Raw genomic sequence first — 18,475 nt, 5'->3', positions numbered from 1 at the left:
GAGATCCCCGATGCCAAGCAAACCTCAGCCCCCCATTGCCCGCCAGGACCAGGCCACTGATCCCTACGCCTGGCTGCAACAGCGCGACACTCAGGAAGTGCTCGATTACCTGCAGGCGGAAAACGCCTATCAGGAAGCCTGCCTGGCCGACCAGGCAGCGCTGCGCGAGCAGTTGTTCGAAGAGATCAAGGGCCGCATTCTCGAAACCGACCTGTCGCTGCCCTCGCCCTGGGGACCCTACCTGTACTACACCCGCACCACCGCAGGCGACGAATACCCGCGCCACTACCGCTGCCCGCGCCCGGCCGACGACTCCAACACGGTCGATGAAAGCCAGGAGCAACTGCTGCTTGACCCCAATGCCCTGGCCAACGGCGGCTTCCTGTCGCTGGGCGCGTTCAGCGTCAGCCCGGACCACCGCCGGCTGGCCTACAGCCTTGACACCAGCGGCGATGAAATCTACACCCTGTACGTCAAGGACCTGAGCAGCGGCCACCTGACCGCCCTGCCCTTCGACGATTGCGACGGCAGCATGACCTGGGCCAACGACAGCCAGACGTTGTTCTTCGCCGAGCTGGACGATACCCATCGGCCCTGGCGCCTGCGCCGCCACACCCTCGGCGAAGCGGGTGCGAGCACCATATTCGAAGAAACCGACGGTCGCTTCTTCCTCCACTGCTACCGCACCAGCTCCGAGCGCCAGCTGGTGCTGCTGCTCAACAGCAAGACCACCAGCGAGGCCTGGGTGCTCGACGCCGAAACGCCCCAGGCGGCGTTTACCTGCCTGGCGCCCCGGGTCGAAGGCCACGAGTACTTCCCCGACCACGGCCAGCTCGATGGCCAGTGGCGCTGGTTTATCCGGACCAACCAGGACGGCATCAACTTCGCCCTCTGCCATGCGCCGGCCACCCCGGTGCCCAGCCGCGACCAGTGGCAGGTGCTGGTGGCGCACCGCGACGACATCATGCTCGAAGGCCTGAGCCTGAATGCCGAGGCACTGACCCTGAGCCTGCGCGAAGGCGGCCTGCCAATCATCGAAGTGCGCCCACAGGGGCTGGCCCCTTACCGGGTGGAATTGCCCGATGCAGCCTACAGCCTGTATGTGCAGGACAGCCTGGAATTCGCCAGCCGCCGCGTACGCCTGCGCTACGAAGCGCTCAACCGTCCGGCCCAGGTGCGCCAGCTGGAACTGGCCACGGGTGCCCAGGAAGTGCTCAAGCAGACCCCGGTGCTGGGCCAGTTCGACGCCGACGATTACGTCAGCCAGCGCCTGTGGGCCACCGCGCCGGACGGCACCCAGGTACCGATCAGCCTGGTGCGCCGCCGCGAAGACCTGGGCAAGACCGTGCCGCTCTACCTGTATGGCTATGGCGCCTATGGCGAAAGCCTCGACCCGTGGTTCTCCCACGCCCGCCTGAGCTTGCTGCAACGCGGCGTGGCCTTCGCCATCGCCCACGTGCGCGGCGGCGGCGAGCTGGGAGAAGCCTGGTACCGCGCCGGCAAGCAGGCGCACAAGCACAACACCTTCAGCGACTTCATCGCCTGTGCCGAACACCTGATCGCCGAGGGCGTGACCGCCCCGCAACGCCTGGCCATCAGCGGCGGCAGCGCCGGCGGCCTGCTGATCGGCGCCGTGCTCAACCTGCGCCCGGAGCTGTTCCGCTGCGCCATCGCCGAGGTACCGTTCGTCGACGTGCTCAACACCATGCTCGACCCCGAACTGCCGCTGACCGTCACCGAGTACGACGAATGGGGCAACCCGGAAGAGCCCGAGGTGTACGCGCGCATCAAGGCCTATGCACCTTATGAGAATGTCCGCGCCCAGGCCTACCCGGCCATGCTGGTGGTGGCCGGCTACAACGACAGCCGCGTGCAGTACTGGGAGGCGGCCAAGTGGGTGGCACGCCTGCGCACGCGCAAGACCGACGACAACCTGCTGCTGCTCAAGACCGAAATGGGCGCCGGGCATGGCGGGATGAGCGGGCGGTACCAGGGGCTGCGCGATGTGGCGCTGGAATATGCGTTCGTGCTTGGCGAACTGGGTATCGCTTGAGAATGCCGGGGGCGCGTTGCGCCCCTGCAAAGCAGCCCCAGGATCGTGCAGCCAACACACAACTTTCAGTCAATCATCCTGCGCAGGCGGTTTCGCCGGTGGTTGGCGCAACCCCGGCAAGTCCTGATCCTTGGGCGGCCCCGGCACCGGCATCGGCGGCAGCAGCGGCGCGCCCGGCGTGCTGTCGTAGGCCTTGGGCGGGATACTCGGGGTGATTTGCGGGTAAGGCGTGGGCGTTGGCGTGCCCGGCGCTCCGGGTACAGGGGTATTCAGCCGTGGGGGCGTGCCAGCCGCTTCGGCCACGGGCATGGCGGCAATCAGCAGCGCGGCGAGGATCGCACGAAACATCAGCAACCTCCTGTCGGGAACCTCTATACAGGCTACGCCGATATTCGAGTTTTCGCCTGTCCGCCTGCCCCGCAAGCGCGCTAGACTCAATGGCATAACCGTCATCTGCCTGATCAGAACAAAGGAAACACCATGAGTTCGGCTTCCACCTCCGCCGCCACCGCCCGCCTCGATCGCATTCTTGCCGACGCCAAGCGCGACAAGGAGATGGGCTACCGCGACAAAGCCCTGAAAATGTACCCACACGTGTGCGGCCGTTGCGCCCGCGAGTTTTCCGGCAAGCGCCTGAGCGAGCTGACCGTGCATCACCGTGACCACAATCACGACAACAACCCGCAGGACGGCTCCAACTGGGAGCTGCTGTGCCTGTACTGCCACGACAACGAGCACTCGCGCTACACCGACCAGCAGTACTTCAGCGAAGGCTCGACCAGCACCCCAAGCATCGCCAAGGCCACCCACAACCCGTTCGCCGGGCTGGCAGGCATGCTGAAAAAAGACTGACCGTCACGCCAAACCCCGCTGCTGCCGGCAAGCCCGTATAATCACGCTCTTTTTTCCCGAAGGGCCCCGGCACGTGGCAAACAAACGGTACAGCTGCATCGGCCTGTTCAACCCAAAGTCTGCGGAGAACGTCGGTTCGGTGATGCGCGCAGCGGGTTGCTACGGCGTCAACTCGGTGTTCTACACCGGCAAGCGCTACGAGCGCGCGCGTGACTTCGTCACCGACACCAAGCGGGTGCACTACGACATCCCGCTGATCGGCATCGACGACCTGCAACGCATCATTCCCCTGGGTTGCACGCCCGTGGCGGTGGAGCTGGTAGACGGCGCCCGGTCGCTGCCTGAATACACCCACCCTGACCGGGCGATCTACATCTTCGGGCCTGAGGACGGGTCGTTGAGCGAAGACGTACGGGGCTGGTGCGAAGAGACCATCTACATCCCCACCGAAGGCTGCATGAACCTCGCCGCGACGGTGAATGTGGTGCTGTATGACCGCATGGCCAAAGGGCTGAATACCCGCTCCGGGCCCAAGTTCAAATAGCCGACTGCGCGAGCCCGCCGGGCAAACCAAGTGAACGGTCGTTCACGGCTGCTGGTCAGCTGTTAACACTTCACACGGAGGGTTTGCCATGCTCGATATTCATTCCAACCGGGCTCCACGGGAACACAATGTCCAGGGGCTGGAACGCGCCGGATCACTGGCAGGCGGCGCCTTGATGTTCAGCAAGGGCATGCGCCACGGGGGCCTGATCGGGTTGCTGCAGATGGTGGCGGGCGGCCTGGCGGTAGCCCGGGGAATCAGCGGCCATTGCGCGACCAAGGCCTGGTGGCAACGGCATCGCCAGGAATATCACCGCCTGCGTTCGGATATCGAGCGCAGTGCCGCGGAGCTGAAGGAACTCAAGACCAGTGCCGAGGCGGCTACCCAGGGGGTGACAGTGACCGGCAAGGACCCTTTGACTGGCAGCTGAGTCGTGTGAAGCCTGCCCTGGCCCCTTCGCGGCGGTACGACGCCTCGACGCGCCCGCGAAGAAGCCAGGTCAGGCTAGCGCAGTGCCTTGCTTTGCAGCACCTCGGACCGGCGCCCGAGCACATTCTCGCTGATCTGTACGAATTCTTCGGTGCTCACGCTGGGCAGCCGCATCAATGCACGGGTGACGTCGTCCAGCGAACGCTTGGCCTGGGTGTGGATACGGATCTCCTTGTCCAGCGCTTGCAACAGCATCACACCGCGGGCCACCTGCGCCGGGCTGGCGTGCTCGGTACGCAATTGTGTGACCTGGCCGCCCTGCTTCTGCAAGCGTGCCTGCCATACCTCGTAACGGTCGTCGCTGATGCCGCCGGCACGGCGCAGCAGCTCGGTGGCGTAGTACTCGGTCAGGCCTTGGCCCAGCCAGTCGCTGTTGTCACGTACACGAATCTGCGCAAACAGCTGCACCAGCTCGCGCAACAACGGGCTGCTGCCATTCTCGCTGACCATCGGCCGGCTGCTGTGCAAGTAGATCGAACCCTCTGCCGCCGTCGCTCCACGCCACATGCCGTCACGGGCGCCGACCAGCAGCAGCTTGGCCGGGTTGCGCGGGAACACGGCCTGCAATTGCGGCCAGACGAAGGTCAGCAGGGTCAGGCTGTCCATGCGCCGCATGCCCTGCCCTACCGGCGCAGCCACGGTAACGTCGGTTTCGCCGAGGCGGGCACGGCGGCTGCCTAGGCCGCCCGCGAGCATCCAGCCGGTCGGGCGGTCGAACAGGCGGGATACGTTGTCGATCCGGAACTTGTCCTTGCCAATGCGTGGCCAGGGGGTCTCGATGCTGTTCCAGCCTTCAGGCAAGTCGACCGTCAGACGTGCCACCAGCTCGGTACCGTCCTGCTGGTCAAGGTGCGCAGGCGGCACCAACTGATCGCCGAGGAACAGCGCCCAATGCGGGGTGATGCGGGAGGAATAGGCGCCGCTGCGCAGCTTCTGGTCCAGCTTGACCCGGTAACTGAGGCTGGTCTTGCCACTCGCCGGGTGCCAAACGCCACGCTCGCCCTGCTGCTGCCACTGGCCATCGGCCTGGAAACCACTGTAGGCACCGGCCTTGCCCAGGTCGAAGTCCAGGCTGCGCACGGCACTGCCTTCAGCCAGGGTCAGGCGCACTTCGGCCTGGCCATTGGCAGGCAGCAGGCGCACCTGGTAATCGAGGTCGACCTTTTTTGCCCAGGCCGGCGAGCAGGCCACAAGCCCGAAGAGCAACAACAACAGGCAACGCATACCGAAACTCCTTGTTCCTAAGAGGCGACGGGGGTGGGGCGTTCAGCTGGCGCGGAAAATCAGATGGTCTTCCCAGTCGTCTTCGTCGACATCATGTTCACTGAGCATACGCCCCGATTGCGATATGCGCTGTTCATGCACTTGTTTACGGTCACCGCACACCAGGTGATGCCACCCGGGCAAGTCCTTGCCCTCGCTGACCAGGCGGTAACCACAGGTGCTCGGCAGCCATTTGAACTGGTCGGCCTTGCCTGGGGTGAGCTGGATGCAATCGGGCACATGGGCGAAGCGATTGGGGTAGTCGCTGCACTGGCAGGTATCGAGGTCGAGCAGCTTGCAGGCGATGCGTGTGTAGTAGACGCTGTTGTCGTCTTCATCCTCGAGCTTTTGCAGGCAGCACAGGCCGCAGCCGTCACACAGCGACTCCCACTCTTGCGGGCTGAGTTGTTCGAGGGTCTTGCGCCGCCAGAACGGCGCGCTGTCAGCGATCATCACACGGGTTTCCTGCAGTCTTGTCCGGGCCGCGGGGCGCGGCGGCGCCAGTCTAGAGCCTGGCCTTCGGCAACGCCAGACCGCTTGTCAGTGCCAGGCGGACGCAGTAGCGTGCATGCTTTGCCATCCACTTGCAGGAGCCGACATGAGCGCCACCCCCCGCATTGCCGATTACGCCATCAACGAGCAGTTCATCAACCGCTGGTCGCCGCGAGCCTTTACCGCCGAACCGATCAGCGAAGAGACCCTGCTGAGTTTCCTCGAAGCGGCACGCTGGGCGCCGTCGGCCTACAACTCGCAGCCTTGGCGCTTCCTCTATGCGCGCCGTGACACGCCGAACTGGGAGCGTTACCTGAGCCTGCTGGTACCCTTCAACCGCAGCTGGGCGCAGCAGGCTTCGGCGCTGGTGCTGATCATTTCCAAGACCACCTTCGCGGCGCCAGGCGCCAGCGAAGAAAAGCCGGCGCTGTGGCACACCTTCGATACCGGTTCGGCCTGGGGCCACCTAGCGTTGCAGGCCAGCATCAGCGGCTGGCACACCCACGGCATGGCCGGCTTCGACCAGGCCCTGGCGCGCCAGGAGCTGAAGATTCCGGAAGGTTACGAACTGCATGCCATGGTGGCGATCGGCAAGCTGGGCGACAAGGCCAGCCTGGACGAGGCGCTGCAGGCGCGTGAAGTGCCGAGCCCGCGCCGGCCGTTGAGCGAACTGGCGGCTGAAGGTGATTTCAGCCTGTAAGGCTTGTATAGCCTGTACTGGCCTCTTCGCGGGTTTACCCGCGAAGAGGCAGGGACAAGCTAAAGAAGTCAGTAACCCCGGGCGAAGTCGACTTCGCCGCGCAACCCCTGCCCTTCTGCATACGCCCGCACATTCCCGGCAAACAACCGCACCATCGCCGCCGGCGAGGTGGGCGCCGAGCTGTGCCCGGTCAGCAACAAGCCCCAGGCGGTCCAGAACGGGTGCCGTTGCGGCAGCGGCTCCTGCCGGCACACGTCGATCACCGCCCCGGCCAGATGCCCCTGTTTCAGTGCCTCGACCAGGTCGGCATCGACCACCGCCGCGCCACGTCCGGCGTTTATGAACAGCGCCGTGGGCTGGAAGCACTGGAACAGCGCCGCGTCGTAGAGGTCATGGGTGGCCGGCGTGTCCGGCAGCAGGTTGAGCACGTAATCCACTTGCCCGACCATGCGCGGCAAATCCGCCAGCCCCGCCACTTCGACGAACGGCGCCTGCTCGCGGGCGCTGCTGGCGATACCGTACAGGGTCACGCCAAACGGCACGAGGAATTCGGCCACTCGCTGGCCGATATCGCCGACCCCGACGATCAATACCTTGCGCCCCTCCAGGCTGCGCCCCGGACGGCTATCCCAGCGCCGCTCGACCTGGCTGACCAGGCGCGACAACACTTCGCGCTCGTGGCCGAGCATGTAGGTCAGCATGTACTCGGCCATCACCTGGCCGAAAATGCCTACGGCGCGGGTCAGGCGGTAGTCACGCGGCAACCCTTCGGCCAGCAACGGCGTGATGCCGGCCCAGGTGGACTGCATCCACTGCGGCTTGTGGCCCTGGCGCAGCAGGCTCGCCAGCAGATCCGGCTGGCCCAGCCACACCGGGCACTGCGGTGCCTGGCGGGCCAGTTCGGCAGAGTCGTCGCTGGTCAGCACGTCCAGTTCCGGCATCGCTTCGCGCAACAATTGGGCATATCGAGCATGATCATGCTCAGCGATCAATACACGCATGATCAAACCGGGTCGTTGCGGCGCAGCAGTTCTTCGGGCAGGTGCTCGATGTATTCATCGTCCGGCGGTGGCATCTGCAGGTGGTAGCCCTGGTTGTCGAGGTTCTCCAGGACCTTGGCGATGTCTTCGCGGGCCAGCTTGCGCTCGGGGCTGAGGACCAGGTCGAAAGCATGCTTGGGCGTACCGAAGAACGGTAGCAGGGCTTCGGGCACGCGCTCCAGGCCATCGGCCTTGAGCACGTACAGGTACATTTCGTTCTTGCGGGGGCTCTTGTAGATCGAGCAGATACGTTTCATTGCTTGTCTCCGGCACCTGCCAGGTCGTCCAGCAGGGCCTGGCCCATCCGCTCACGGCGCCAGCCGCGCAGCGAATCGGGCAGTTGATAAGGGCCGTTCGGGTAGCCGCTCTTGAGCAGGGCTTCCAGGGCTTTCTTGCGCAGCATCAGCTCGGGGGCGATGCCCAGGCGCTCACCTTCGGCCTGGCCGATGGCACGCAGGCGCTTGAGGATACCGGCGGCTTCGATCGGCAGCGGCTCGGGGAGCGGCTGTGGCCATTGCTCGGACGGCAGGTTGCCGGCGCGCTTGATCAGCTCGAGCAGGAAGGCGCCGTCCTGGCGGATGGTGCGCGGGTGCATTTCTTCAATCTTGGCCAGGGCCGAAAGGTTATCCGGCTGGCTCTTGGCCATGGGCCACAGCGAGTGCTCCTTGAGGATACGGTTGCGCGGTACGTCACGGCTGCGCGCTTCACGCTCGCGCCAGGCGCACAGTTCGCGCAGCACTGCCAGTTGCTGGCGGCTCAGCTTCCAGGCGAGCTTGACGTCGCGATACAAGCTCTCGGGTTCGACTTCACGGCGCAGCGCAGCCACCAGCTCGGCGCCGTCTTCCAGCACCCAGGCGTACTTGTCGCCGGACAGGCGTGGCTGCAGGGCGGCGAACAGCTCGGCCAGGTGCACGGCATCTTCGGCGGCGTAACTGACCTGGGTTTCCGACAGCGGGCGCTGCAACCAGTCTGAGCGGGTTTCGCCCTTGGGCAGCTCGATGCCCAGCACCTCCTGCACCAGGCGCGAATAGCCCATGGAGAAGCCCAGGTTCAGGTAACCGGCGGCAAGCTGGGTGTCGAACAACGGTTGCGGCAGCTTGCCAGTCAGGCGCAGCAGCACTTCGAGGTCTTCGCTGCAGGCGTGCAGCACCTTGACCACGTTGCTGTCGTCGAGCAGTTCGCCCAGCGGCTGCCAGTCGCCGATCAGCAGCGGGTCGATGAGGAAAGCCCGCTGCCCGTCGCCAACCTGGACCAGGCCGGCTTTCGGGTAGAAGGTGTCGACCCGCATGAACTCGGTGTCGAGCGCCACGAAGGGCAATTCGCGCCACTTGCGGCAGTGTTCGGCCAGGGTCTGGTCGTCACGGATCCAGTGTATTTCGATGGCCACAAGGCTCTCCCACAAACATTGGCGCGCAGTATATACGGCGCGGGCCCTGCTGGTGAAACCTGCGCCATCCCTGGTTTAGATGAACGGCCTCAACGCTGGGCTGCCAGCCACGGCCGACAGCTGGCAAACAGGTCCAGCGACTGCTGGTAGACCTCGGTGTGCACCTGCAGCAGGCCCAGCATCGAGTGGAACAGGTTGTCCTGCGACAGCGGCGCATCGCTGAGCTTGGCCAGGCAATCGGTGTCGATACCGAAGTCTTCCTTGTAGCTGTCGGAGAACCAGGTCAGCAGCGGCACATGCTTCTGTTGTTCCGGGGCAATGGCATAGGGGGTGCCGTGCAGGAACAGGTTGTATTCGCCCAGCGACTCGCCATGGTCGGACAGGTAGATCATCGCCGTGTCGACCTTGTCCTGCTTGCTGCGCAGGGTATCGATCAGCGAAGACAGCACTTTGTCAGTGTAGGCCAGGGTGTTGTCATAGCCGTTGATGATTTCCTGCTCGCTGCACTGGTTCAGCGCGTTGCTCTGGCACACCGGGGTGAAGCGCTCTCCGCCTTCAGGGTAGCGCTTGAAGTATTCGGGGCCGTGGCTGCCCATCTGGTGCAGCACCAGCACGGTGTCCTTGTCGAGGTTGTCGATCAGTTCGCCCAGGCCTTGCAGGAGGATTTCATCATGGCATTCGCCGCTGGCGCACAGCTGCGGGTCCTTGAGGTTGCTGACGTCGATGAACTGCACGCGGTCGCAGGTGCCCTTGCAGCCCGACTGGTTGTCGCGCCACTGCACGGCCAGGCCGGCACGCTGGAGGATGTCCAGCAGCCCTTCGCGGTTCTTCGCCACCCGGGCGTCGTATTCCTTGCGCTTCATGCCGGAGAACATGCACGGCACCGAGACGGCGGTTTCAGTTCCGCAGGAATGCACATCGGAGAAGCTCAGCAGCCCCTGTTCCCGGGCCAGGTTCGGGGTGGTATCGCGCGGATAGCCGAGCACGCCGAAGTGGTCGGCACGGGCACTTTCGCCGACGACCAGCACGGTCAGCGATTTACGCTCGTGCTTCTGCCAGGCCGGGTCGCGCTTGGCATCTTCGCCATAATGCTGAAATGGGCGCGCTGCAGTACCGACGCGCTCGTTGACATAACCGATGGTCGCGCCGACGACATTGCTCGGGGTGAGCATCAGGCGCAGCTCATGGTGGTTGCGCAACAGCGACGACAGCCCTTGATAATTGACCAGTGCCACCGAGCCCAGCGCCACCACGCAGGCGCCGCTGACCACCAGTTTGCCGAGCAATTCGCGGTGCCACGGGCGGTAGGCGATCTTCGCTTTCCACAGCACGACCGACGGCAATATGCCAAGCAGCAGAATATAGGCAGCGAACTTGAACGACATCAGGTCGCGCACTTCCGTGACGTTGGTTTCGGCCATGTTGCGGAACATACCAGCATCAATAAGCACGCCGTATTGGTTCATGAAGTAGGCAGCACTTGCACCACTGATGAACAACACGATCAGTAACGGCTTCAATACATAACGGAAGGCGAACAGCGTCAAAACCAGGTTGAACGCGAACAACATCAGCACGGCGAACGCCAGGCTCAGCCAAAGCCCCGTCATCCCGGCAGGCACCACCTCTTGCAGGTGCTCCCAGAGGAACATGTTGAGACCCACCAGCAGGTAAACGCTGGCCAACAGCGTGACCCATTCAGTCCGCAGGGATTTGAAGTTGAGCATCGGCATTCGCAATCGAGAGTAATTATCACCCCCAGGCCGGACGGCACTGTGGGAAAGTCGGGCGAACTCTAGAAAGCGCACCATCAATTTTTCGTGAAAAAGACGGTAACAAATTCGTAAGCCGATGCATTTCCTTACATTAAATTAACTTCATTCAGCATCGGTTCAGCCGTGCAGACGCGCCTTGGCATAAGGATCGCGGTCAATGTCGAGCACTTCGACGCACAACTGGATGTCCACACCGGCCTTGGCCGGGATCGCTTCGCGCAACACCTCGAGCAAGCCGTTCGACAGTTGCTGCTTCACCTCGGGCGAGCGCCCGCTGAGGATGGCCAGGCGCACATGGGCGAAGGCCCGCTCACCCGGCGCGGTACCCACCCGGTACTGCCTGAAGGCCTCGGCCCGGCTCTTGATGTCGCCCTCGTCGGCAAACTGGCCGCTGCCCACCAGGGCGTGGTTCAGGCGCAGCAACAGCACATCGACATTGAATTCGCTCAGGTTGTCGCTGTATTCCAGGTTCAGGTGAGGCATGGCGCAGATTCCAGGCACAAGGAAGGATGCGACAGCCTACCCCAGTCCCCCACCTGCGCAAAGGCGGCTATCCTCAAAGGTCAGGACCTTACCGACAACCCTGACAGAGGTGAAGAAATGCCAGTTCCGCATGATCTGCTCGCTGACCTGCACATTACCGCTGACGCATTCCAGGCGGCCATAGACAAGGACCAGGACCTTCACAAGCTGCACAAGGAATACAACACCAAGGACAAAGAAGTGCTGGCCGCCGAGGCCAATGGCACCAACGACGAAGCGGTCAACCGCCTGCGCAAGGAAAGGCTGCTGCTCAAAGACAAGATCGAACGGATCATTCATCCGCCCAAGTCCTGATAGCCCTTCATTGAACTCACTGGCCTCATCGCGAGCTGCGCTCGCTCCTACAGGTTTTACACATGCCCCGTAGGAGCGAGCGCAGCTCGCGATAGGGCCAGCAGCCCTTACACGGCAGCCGAAGCCTTCAACGCGCCATCCAGGTCGTCGATCAGGTCTCGGTAATCCTCGATCCCCACCGACAACCGCAGCAGGTTCTCGCTGATGCCCATCTCGCCCTTCTGCGCCGGGCTCAAGGAATTGTGCGACATGCTCCAGGAGTGGTTGATCATGCTCTCCACCCCGCCCAGCGAGTCGGCCAGCACAAAGATCTGCAAGGCCTCGACCAACCGGTTGAGCGCGGCCCGGTCTGCGCCTTTGACCTTCATCGCCACCACCGCCCCGCCAGTGCGCATCTGCCGCTGGCACAATGCGTGTTGCGGGTGGCTTTCAAGCCCCGGGTAGAACACCTGCTCGACCTGCGGATGGGCTTCGAGGAAGCGCGCCACCTGCAGTGCGTTGGCGCACTGGCGCTCCATGCGCACATCCAGGGTCTTCAGCCCGCGCAGGGCCAGGTAGCAGTCGAACGGCCCCTGGATCGCCCCGACCGCCATGCTGATCTTGCGCAGCCGGGCCAGCAGCTCGTCATTGGCAGCGACCACCACGCCCCCGGTGAGATCGGAATGGCCGCCGATGTACTTGCTTGCCGAGTGCATTACCAGGTCTACGCCGAGGGTGATCGGGCGCTGGTTCCACGGTGAGCAGAAGGTGTTGTCGATGCAGGTGAGGACGCCACGGGCACGGGCCAGGTCGCACACCGCCTTGATGTCCACCAGGTGCAGCAAGGGGTTGGTCGGGGACTCGATCCAGATCAGCCGGGTTTCCGGCTTGATCGCTGCAGCCACCGCTTCGACGTCATTGAGGTCGACATACGTGGTGGTCAGGCCCGAGGTGCGCCCACGGTAATCTTCAAGGATGCGGAAGGTGCCGCCATAAACACCATTCATCACCACCACGTGGGCGTCCTTGGGCAGCAGCTCGAGCACGGTGGCGGTGGCATTCACACCCGATGCACAGGCCACCGCACCAACGCCTTCCTCCAGCGCGGCAACACAGCTCTCATAGGCATGCCGGGTCGGGTTGCCGACGCGGCTGTAGGCGTATTCGGGATTATCGTCCAGGCTGCGCTTGATGTAGGAGCTGGCGGTATAGATGGGCGGGAAGATGGCGTTTGCGGCAACGCTGGACTGCTCGCCGGCGTGGATGGTACGGGTGGCGAAATTACGCGGCTTGTCAGACATGGTCAGGCCCATTGGCAGGATTCAAGCCTGCAACTATGGCAATTACCTGGCGCGGCGGCAATGCCCGCTCGGTGCAGGAAATTTTCCCAGGCCTGGGGTAATCTGGGGAAAAATTTTCTCGGTGAATTTTTCCCTGCCATGGACACCTTCGACCAGCACATTCTCACCCTGTTGCAGCGCGACGCCTCGATCTCGCTCAAGGACTTGGCTGAGGCGGTCAACCTGTCGACCACACCGTGCTGGAAGCGGGTCAAACGCCTTGAGGAAGACGGCTACATCCTCGGCCGTGTCGCCCTGCTGGACCCCGTGCGCCTTGGGCTGGGGCTGACCGTGTTCGTCCAGCTCAAGACCCAGCGCCACGACAGCGCCTGGCTGGAGCAGTTCGCAGCGACGGTGAAGGGGTTCGAGGAAGTGATGGAGTTCTACCGGATGTCCGGGGACTGGGACTACATGCTGCGGGTGGTGGTCGGCGACATCGCGGCGTATGACCGCTTCTACAAGAAGCTGATTACCAGCACCGACGGGTTGTCGAACATCACCTCCAGTTTTGCCATGGAGCAGATGAAGTACACCACGGCCTTGCCGGTGCACCGCTCCTGAATCGGCGCTGGATGCTTCGCGGCTGAAGCCGCTCCCACAGGGTATCGAGATCCCTGTAGGAGCGGCTTCAGCCGCGAAGAGGCCGGCCCAGGCAGCCCATCAATCCGAAGCGAGCACCGCCTCTATCCGGTTCCCCGCCTTGGCTTTTTCCAGCTTGATCGCGACAAACTTGGAAGTCGGCGTATAAGTCCCGTCGCCATAACTCTCCAGCGGCACCAGCGGATTGGTCTCGGGATAGTAGGCCGCCGCCTGCCCATCCGGAATGTCATAAGGCACCAGGCGGAAGCCCGACACTCGCCGCTCGACGCCATCCTCCCACAGCGACACCAGGTCCACGTGCTCGCCCGGTTCGAAGCCCAGTCGGCGGATGTCCGCTTCGCTGACGAACACCACTTCACGCAGGCCGAATACCCCGCGATAACGGTCATCCAGCCCATACAACGTGGTGTTGTACTGGTCATGCGAGCGCAGGGTCTGCAGGATCAGGTCCGGCGTGTCCCCCCGCGCCAGCACCTTGGCATTGACCAGTTCCTCGGGCAGCGCGTGGGGCATGAAGCGTGCCTTGCCGGTGGCCGTGCGGAAGTTGCGATCGGCCGCGTTGTTGCCCAGGTGGAAACCACCCGGGTGCTGCAGCCGCTGGTTGAAATTGGCGAAGCCCGGAATCACGTCGGCGATCATGCTGCGAATGCGGTTGTAATCGGCGACCGCGTATTCCCAGTCGATCGGCTGGTTACCCAAGGTGGCCTTGGCCATGCCAGCGATGATCCACGGCTCCGAACGCAAGTGCGGCGAGCGCGCGCGCAACTGGCCGTTGGAGAGGTGCACCATGCTGAACGTATCCTCCACGGTCACGCCTTGGGGTCCCTCGGCCTGCATGTCGATCTCGGTCCGGCCCAGGCACGGCAGAATCAGCGCATCGCGCCCGGTCACCAGGTGCGAGCGGTTGAGCTTGGTGGAGATCTGCACGGTCAGCGCGCAGTTGCGCAGCGCCGCGTGGGTGCGCGGAGTATCCGGCGTGGCTTGGGCAAAGTTGCCGCCCAGGGCGATGAACACCTTGGCCATCCCCTCTTCCATGGCCTTGATCGCCAACACCGCGTTGTGCCCGTGGGCCCGGGGCACACGGAACTTGAAGCGTTTTTCGATGGCATCGAGCAGCGCCGCCTTGGGCTTTTCGTCGATGCCCATGGTGCGGTCGCCCTGCACGTTGCTGTGGCCGCGCACCGGCGACAAGCCGGCACCGGGCTTGCCGACGTTGCCGCGCAGCAGTTGCAGGTTGACGATTTCTTGCACGGTCGGCACCGAATGACGATGCTGGGTAACACCCATGGCCCAGCACATGATCACTCGCTCGGCCTTGCGGTATATGCGCGCAGCGAGTTCGATCTCGGCCAGGGTCAGCCCCGATTGCTTGACGATGTGCTCCCAGGAGGTGGCATCCACCGCCGCCAGATAGTCGTCGAGGCCACTGGTGTGCTCGGCGATGAAGGCATGGTCGAACACCGCGGGCTCGCCCTTGGCCTGGGCTTCGCGCTCCCATTGCAAAAGGAACTTGGCGATACCGCGCATGGCTGCCATGTCGCCGCCCAGGGCCGGGCGGAAGTAGGCACTGGTGGTCGGCTCGGAGCCGTTGCTGAGCATTTCGAACGGGTGCTGCGGGTGCTGGAAGCGCTCCAGGCCGCGCTCCTTGAGCGGGTTGAAGCACACCACCTGGGCACCTCGCTTGACGGCTTCGCGCAGCGGTTCGAGCATGCGCGGGTGGTTGGTGCCGGGGTTCTGGCCGATGACGAAGATCGCGTCGGCCAGCTCCAGGTCGTGAAACACCACGGTGCCCTTGCCCACCCCGAGGGTTTCCGCCATGCCAGCGCCGCTGGCTTCGTGGCACATGTTCGAGCAGTCGGGGAAGTTGTTGGTACCGTAGGCGCGGACGAACAGCTGGTAAAGGAATGCGGCCTCGTTACTCGCCCGGCCCGAGGTATAGAACTCTGCCTGATCGGGCGAGTCGAGCGCGCGCAGGTGCCGGGCGATCAGCTCGAAGGCTTCTTGCCAGGTGGTTTCCACGTAGTGGTCGGTCGTCGCGTCGTAGCGCATCGGATGGGTCAGGCGGCCCTGATATTCAAGCCAGTAGTCGGTCTGTTCGAGCAACGCACTGACGCTGTAGCGGGCAAAGAACGCAGGGTCCACCGAGCGGCCGGTGGCTTCCCAGTTCACTGCCTTGGCGCCGTTTTCGCAGAACTTGACCATGTCGCTTTCCGGCGACTCGCCCCAGGCGCAGCCCGGGCAGTCGAAGCCACCATTCTGGTTGGTCTTGAGCATGGCCCGCAGGTTCTTGAAGGCGTTGTCGCTGCCCAGCCAGCTCTTGGTCACGCTCTTCAGCGCGCCCCAGCCGGCGGCGGGGCCTTTGTAGTCCCTGATGTGTTGGTCCTGGCTCATGCGGTCAATCCTCACGCGGCATGGAAATGTTCACCGGGTCGATCTGCCCGATGTTTTTTCCAGCCTATGGAGCCCGGCCCAGAGCCGTCCAATCGAAATACCTTACAGCACGATAAGCGCTCTCGATCAAGCCCTGTAGCCCTTGTCGCACATGGCCTGCAGCGGTGATAGAGGGCATTGATCAAACAGTCGGGGAAAGCGATTTGACGGGGCTGGCCACAGGCTATAGCTTGAGTCGTGTAGCCCCATTTCCTTTCGAGCGCCAACGTGGAACAGAACAGCCGGCCCCTGATCGACGGCTTCAACCGGAAAATCGACTACCTGCGGATGTCGGTCACAGACCGCTGCGACTTCCGTTGCGTGTACTGCATGGCCGAAGACATGCAGTTCCTGCCACGCCAGCAGATCCTCAGCCTTGAAGAACTGTTCCAGGTGGCCGAGCGCTTCGTCGCCCTCGGCACCCGAAAGATTCGCCTGACCGGTGGCGAACCGCTGGTGCGCCAAGGCATCGTCGACCTGTGCGGGCGCATCGCCGCCCTGCCCGGCCTGCGTGAACTGTGCATGACCAGCAACGGCTCGCAGCTCGGGCGCCTGGCCCAGCCGCTGTTCGACGCCGGGCTCACCCGCCTGAACATCAGCCTCGACAGCCTCGACGCCGCGCGCTTCAAGCAGCTGACCCGCACCGGCGATCTTCACCAGGTGATCGCCGGCATCGATGCCGCACGCCAGGCCGGCTTCCAGCGCACCAAGCTCAACTGCGTGGTGCTCAAGGGCCGCAACGACCACGAACTGGTCGACCTGGTGCGCTTCGCCATCGACCGCGAGCTGGACATCACCTTCATCGAAGAGATGCCACTGGGGGTGATAAACGAACACGAACGCGGCGAGTCGTTCTGCTCCAGCGATGAAGTGCGCGATCGCCTGGCCGAGCACTTCAGCCTGATCGAATCCACCGAGTCCTCCCAGGGCCCGGCGCGCTACTGGCGCCTCGCCGAAGCCGCCCATACCCGGGTCGGCTTCATTTCACCGCACAGCCACAACTTCTGCGCCACCTGCAACCGTGTGCGCCTGACCGTCGAAGGCCGCCTGCTGCTGTGCCTGGGCAACGAACACTCGATGGACCTCAAGCAGGTGCTGCGCGCTCACCCCGGCGACGCGGCGCGGCTGGAGAAGGCCATCCGCGACTCGCTGCACCTCAAGCCCTACCGCCATCATTTCGAAGTCGGTGGCGAGGTGCAGATCCTGCGCTTCATGAACATGACCGGCGGCTGATCGGCCGCCTCTGGATTGCCATGATCGTCCACCCCCGCCCCGATGTGCTGCGCGTGCTGTTCACCCTCAAAGGCTCGATCGTCAAGCGCATCGCCCCGCGCTGCCTGATGGTCACCTTGCTGGCTGCGCTGATCGTGCTGGTCGAACGGCACTTCCCGGCGTTTTTCTACCCGGTCAGCGCCACGCCGTTCACCCTGCTGGGCCTGTCGCTGTCGATCTTCATGAGTTTTCGCAACAACGCCTGCTACGACCGTTGGTGGGAGGGGCGCAAGGCCTGGGGCAGGTTGATCATCGAAACCCGTTCGTTCGTGCGCGAGAGCGTGGCGATCGCCGATGCGCCACTGCGCGCCGAGCTGTTGCGCAGCCTGTGCGGCTTTGCCCATGGTCTGAATGCGCGGTTGCGCAACGAAAACGAAGTGAACGCCAGCCGGCCATGGCTCAACCAGGCTACCCCGGTGGCCGGGCACAACGTGTGCGATGGCATCCTGCGCGATATCGGCCTGCACTGTTCACGGCTGGCAGCGCAAGGGCAGATCAGCGAATGGCGCTACACCCTGCTGGAGCAACGCCTGGCCGGGCTGACCGAGGTGCAGGCCACCTGTGAACGGATCAAGGGCTCGCCTTTGCCATTCCCCTATACCTTGCTGCTGCACCGCACCATCTACATCTTCTGCCTGTTGCTGCCGTTCGCCCTGGCCGAGCCGCTGGGCTGGCTGGCACCGCTGTTCACCACCATCGTCGGCTACACCTTCTTCGGCCTGGATGCGATCGGCAACGAGCTGGAGGACCCGTTCGGGCGGGATGAGAACGACCTGCCGATGGATGCCATGGTCAGGACCGTGGAGCGGGATGTGTTGGGGGCTTTGGGCGTCGAGCCGCTGCCACCGGTATTGCTGCCGGTGGATTATGTACTGAGCTAACCGCGGCTTTCGCAGGCTTCGACAGGCTTCAGATGCTTCACAAAATTACAGGGCCGGTGCCGCGCATCCAGCTGCTCCACCAGGATGCCTTCCCAGGCCGTGCGGCAAGCGCCGGTCGAGCCGGGCAGGCAGCATACCAGGGTGCCGTTGGAAATCCCCGCCAGTGCCCTGCTCTGTACGGTCGAGCTGCCGATATCGAGAATGGACAAGGCGCGGAACAGTTCGCCAAAGCCATCGACGGTCCGCTCCAGCAGGCACTGTACCGCCTCCGGTGTGCTGTCACGTCCGGTAAAGCCAGTGCCGCCGGTGATCAGCACCACCTGCACGTCGTCGTCGGCGATCCAGTTCGCCACCTGGGCGCGGATCTTGTACAGGTCATCCTTGAGCAGCGCCCGTGCCACCAGGCGATGGCCGACTTCGACCGAGCGGCTCGCCAGCAGCTGGCCAGAGGTGTCGTTGTCATAGGTACGGGTGTCGCTGACGGTCAGCACGGCGATATTCAGCGGTACGAAAACCGCATCGGGTTGGACGCGCACGTTGA

At 63.9% G+C, this 18,475-nt stretch carries 20 protein-coding genes; 9 read left to right on the top strand and 11 right to left on the bottom strand.

All coding sequences use genetic code 11. The features are described 5' to 3' along the window. The first annotated feature begins 10 nt into the window (after window positions 1-10). Window positions 11-2,053, top strand: a complete 2,043-nt coding sequence (locus ACQKPS_RS18105) for a S9 family peptidase (protein ID WP_427605238.1) — start codon at window positions 11-13, stop codon at window positions 2,051-2,053. 69 nt (window positions 2,054-2,122) lie between these two features. Here ACQKPS_RS18105 and ACQKPS_RS18100 read toward each other — a convergent pair whose 3' ends face one another. Beyond that, the gene (locus ACQKPS_RS18100; RefSeq protein WP_254483905.1) at window positions 2,123-2,401 is read right to left on the bottom strand and encodes a hypothetical protein; all 279 of its coding nucleotides are present in this window, start codon (window positions 2,399-2,401) and stop codon (window positions 2,123-2,125) included. 132 nt (window positions 2,402-2,533) lie between these two features. Between ACQKPS_RS18100 and ACQKPS_RS18095 the strand changes: the two genes are divergently transcribed. From ACQKPS_RS18095 to ACQKPS_RS18085, 3 genes are all read left to right on the top strand, one after another. Beyond that, entirely contained in the window at window positions 2,534-2,905 is a 372-nt protein-coding gene (locus ACQKPS_RS18095) for a YajD family HNH nuclease (protein WP_023381762.1), read from the top strand. A gap of 73 nt (window positions 2,906-2,978) precedes the next feature. Next, window positions 2,979-3,449: an RNA methyltransferase gene (locus ACQKPS_RS18090; protein WP_427605235.1), complete on the top strand. Its 471-nt coding sequence runs from the start codon at window positions 2,979-2,981 to the stop codon at window positions 3,447-3,449. An 88-nt stretch (window positions 3,450-3,537) separates the two neighbouring features. After that, complete coding sequence (locus tag ACQKPS_RS18085; RefSeq protein ID WP_427605233.1) at window positions 3,538-3,879, top strand: DUF2892 domain-containing protein; 342 nt, start codon at window positions 3,538-3,540, stop codon at window positions 3,877-3,879. 74 nt (window positions 3,880-3,953) lie between these two features. Here the strand turns inward: ACQKPS_RS18085 and ACQKPS_RS18080 are convergent, their stop codons facing one another. Then, window positions 3,954-5,162 carry a hypothetical protein gene (locus ACQKPS_RS18080; protein ID WP_283723653.1) on the bottom strand — a complete coding sequence of 403 codons (1,209 nt, stop codon included), beginning with the start codon at window positions 5,160-5,162 and terminating at the stop codon, window positions 3,954-3,956. Between the two features lie 42 nt (window positions 5,163-5,204). Then, complete coding sequence (locus tag ACQKPS_RS18075) at window positions 5,205-5,654, bottom strand: YcgN family cysteine cluster protein (protein ID WP_254483899.1); 450 nt, start codon at window positions 5,652-5,654, stop codon at window positions 5,205-5,207. A gap of 145 nt (window positions 5,655-5,799) precedes the next feature. On the opposite strand from ACQKPS_RS18075, the gene ACQKPS_RS18070 reads away from it, so the two are divergent. After that, window positions 5,800-6,393: a nitroreductase family protein gene (locus tag ACQKPS_RS18070; protein WP_176507849.1), complete on the top strand. Its 594-nt coding sequence runs from the start codon at window positions 5,800-5,802 to the stop codon at window positions 6,391-6,393. Between the two features lie 68 nt (window positions 6,394-6,461). Here ACQKPS_RS18070 and ACQKPS_RS18065 read toward each other — a convergent pair whose 3' ends face one another. The 5 genes from ACQKPS_RS18065 to ACQKPS_RS18045 form a co-directional block, all read right to left on the bottom strand. Next, on the bottom strand, window positions 6,462-7,394 hold the full coding sequence (locus tag ACQKPS_RS18065; RefSeq protein WP_427605231.1) for a D-2-hydroxyacid dehydrogenase: 933 nt from the start codon (window positions 7,392-7,394) through the stop codon (window positions 6,462-6,464). A 2-nt stretch (window positions 7,395-7,396) separates the two neighbouring features. Continuing rightward, window positions 7,397-7,690, bottom strand: coding sequence for a YcgL domain-containing protein (locus ACQKPS_RS18060; RefSeq protein WP_054887238.1), 294 nt, complete (start codon window positions 7,688-7,690; stop codon window positions 7,397-7,399). Then, the gene (gene rnd, locus ACQKPS_RS18055; RefSeq protein WP_254483895.1) at window positions 7,687-8,820 is read right to left on the bottom strand and encodes a ribonuclease D; all 1,134 of its coding nucleotides are present in this window, start codon (window positions 8,818-8,820) and stop codon (window positions 7,687-7,689) included. The genes ACQKPS_RS18060 and rnd overlap by 4 nt, the downstream gene beginning before the upstream one ends. 89 nt (window positions 8,821-8,909) lie before the next feature. Beyond that, window positions 8,910-10,547, bottom strand: coding sequence for a phosphoethanolamine transferase (locus tag ACQKPS_RS18050; protein ID WP_313201473.1), 1,638 nt, complete (start codon window positions 10,545-10,547; stop codon window positions 8,910-8,912). A 165-nt stretch (window positions 10,548-10,712) separates the two neighbouring features. Continuing rightward, window positions 10,713-11,078: a 5-carboxymethyl-2-hydroxymuconate Delta-isomerase gene (locus ACQKPS_RS18045; RefSeq protein WP_254483893.1), complete on the bottom strand. Its 366-nt coding sequence runs from the start codon at window positions 11,076-11,078 to the stop codon at window positions 10,713-10,715. Window positions 11,079-11,195: 117 nt separating this feature from the next. Here ACQKPS_RS18045 and ACQKPS_RS18040 point away from each other — a divergent pair, with 117 nt between their 5' ends. Continuing rightward, window positions 11,196-11,432, top strand: coding sequence for a YdcH family protein (locus ACQKPS_RS18040; protein WP_099815516.1), 237 nt, complete (start codon window positions 11,196-11,198; stop codon window positions 11,430-11,432). 107 nt (window positions 11,433-11,539) lie between these two features. On the opposite strand, the gene ACQKPS_RS18035 is transcribed toward ACQKPS_RS18040, so the two are convergent. Next, window positions 11,540-12,724, bottom strand: coding sequence for a trans-sulfuration enzyme family protein (locus tag ACQKPS_RS18035; RefSeq protein WP_254483892.1), 1,185 nt, complete (start codon window positions 12,722-12,724; stop codon window positions 11,540-11,542). 126 nt (window positions 12,725-12,850) lie between these two features. Here ACQKPS_RS18035 and ACQKPS_RS18030 point away from each other — a divergent pair, with 126 nt between their 5' ends. Next, window positions 12,851-13,312, top strand: coding sequence for an Lrp/AsnC family transcriptional regulator (locus ACQKPS_RS18030; protein ID WP_254483891.1), 462 nt, complete (start codon window positions 12,851-12,853; stop codon window positions 13,310-13,312). A 99-nt stretch (window positions 13,313-13,411) separates the two neighbouring features. On the opposite strand, the gene ACQKPS_RS18025 is transcribed toward ACQKPS_RS18030, so the two are convergent. Continuing rightward, window positions 13,412-15,742 carry an FdhF/YdeP family oxidoreductase gene (locus ACQKPS_RS18025; protein ID WP_254483889.1) on the bottom strand — a complete coding sequence of 777 codons (2,331 nt, stop codon included), beginning with the start codon at window positions 15,740-15,742 and terminating at the stop codon, window positions 13,412-13,414. Between the two features lie 267 nt (window positions 15,743-16,009). On the opposite strand from ACQKPS_RS18025, the gene moaA reads away from it, so the two are divergent. Both moaA and ACQKPS_RS18015 read left to right on the top strand, forming a co-directional pair. Then, window positions 16,010-17,014, top strand: coding sequence for a GTP 3',8-cyclase MoaA (moaA, locus tag ACQKPS_RS18020; RefSeq protein ID WP_283723648.1), 1,005 nt, complete (start codon window positions 16,010-16,012; stop codon window positions 17,012-17,014). A 20-nt stretch (window positions 17,015-17,034) separates the two neighbouring features. Then, on the top strand, window positions 17,035-17,934 hold the full coding sequence (locus ACQKPS_RS18015) for a bestrophin family protein (protein ID WP_254483885.1): 900 nt from the start codon (window positions 17,035-17,037) through the stop codon (window positions 17,932-17,934). Here ACQKPS_RS18015 and moaB read toward each other — a convergent pair. Next, entirely contained in the window at window positions 17,931-18,470 is a 540-nt protein-coding gene (moaB, locus tag ACQKPS_RS18010; RefSeq protein WP_254483883.1) for a molybdenum cofactor biosynthesis protein B, read from the bottom strand. The two genes, ACQKPS_RS18015 and moaB, sit on opposite strands and share 4 nt — an antisense overlap. Window positions 18,471-18,475 lie beyond the last annotated feature (5 nt).

Origin of the sequence: Pseudomonas sp. NPDC086566, assembly GCF_050280885.1 — a bacterium.
In the GTDB taxonomy this organism is placed as follows: Bacteria; Pseudomonadota; Gammaproteobacteria; order Pseudomonadales; family Pseudomonadaceae; genus Aquipseudomonas; species Aquipseudomonas vlassakiae.
The sequence above is the reverse complement of the archived record's forward strand: the minus strand, read 5'-3'. Positions and strand labels throughout refer to the sequence as shown.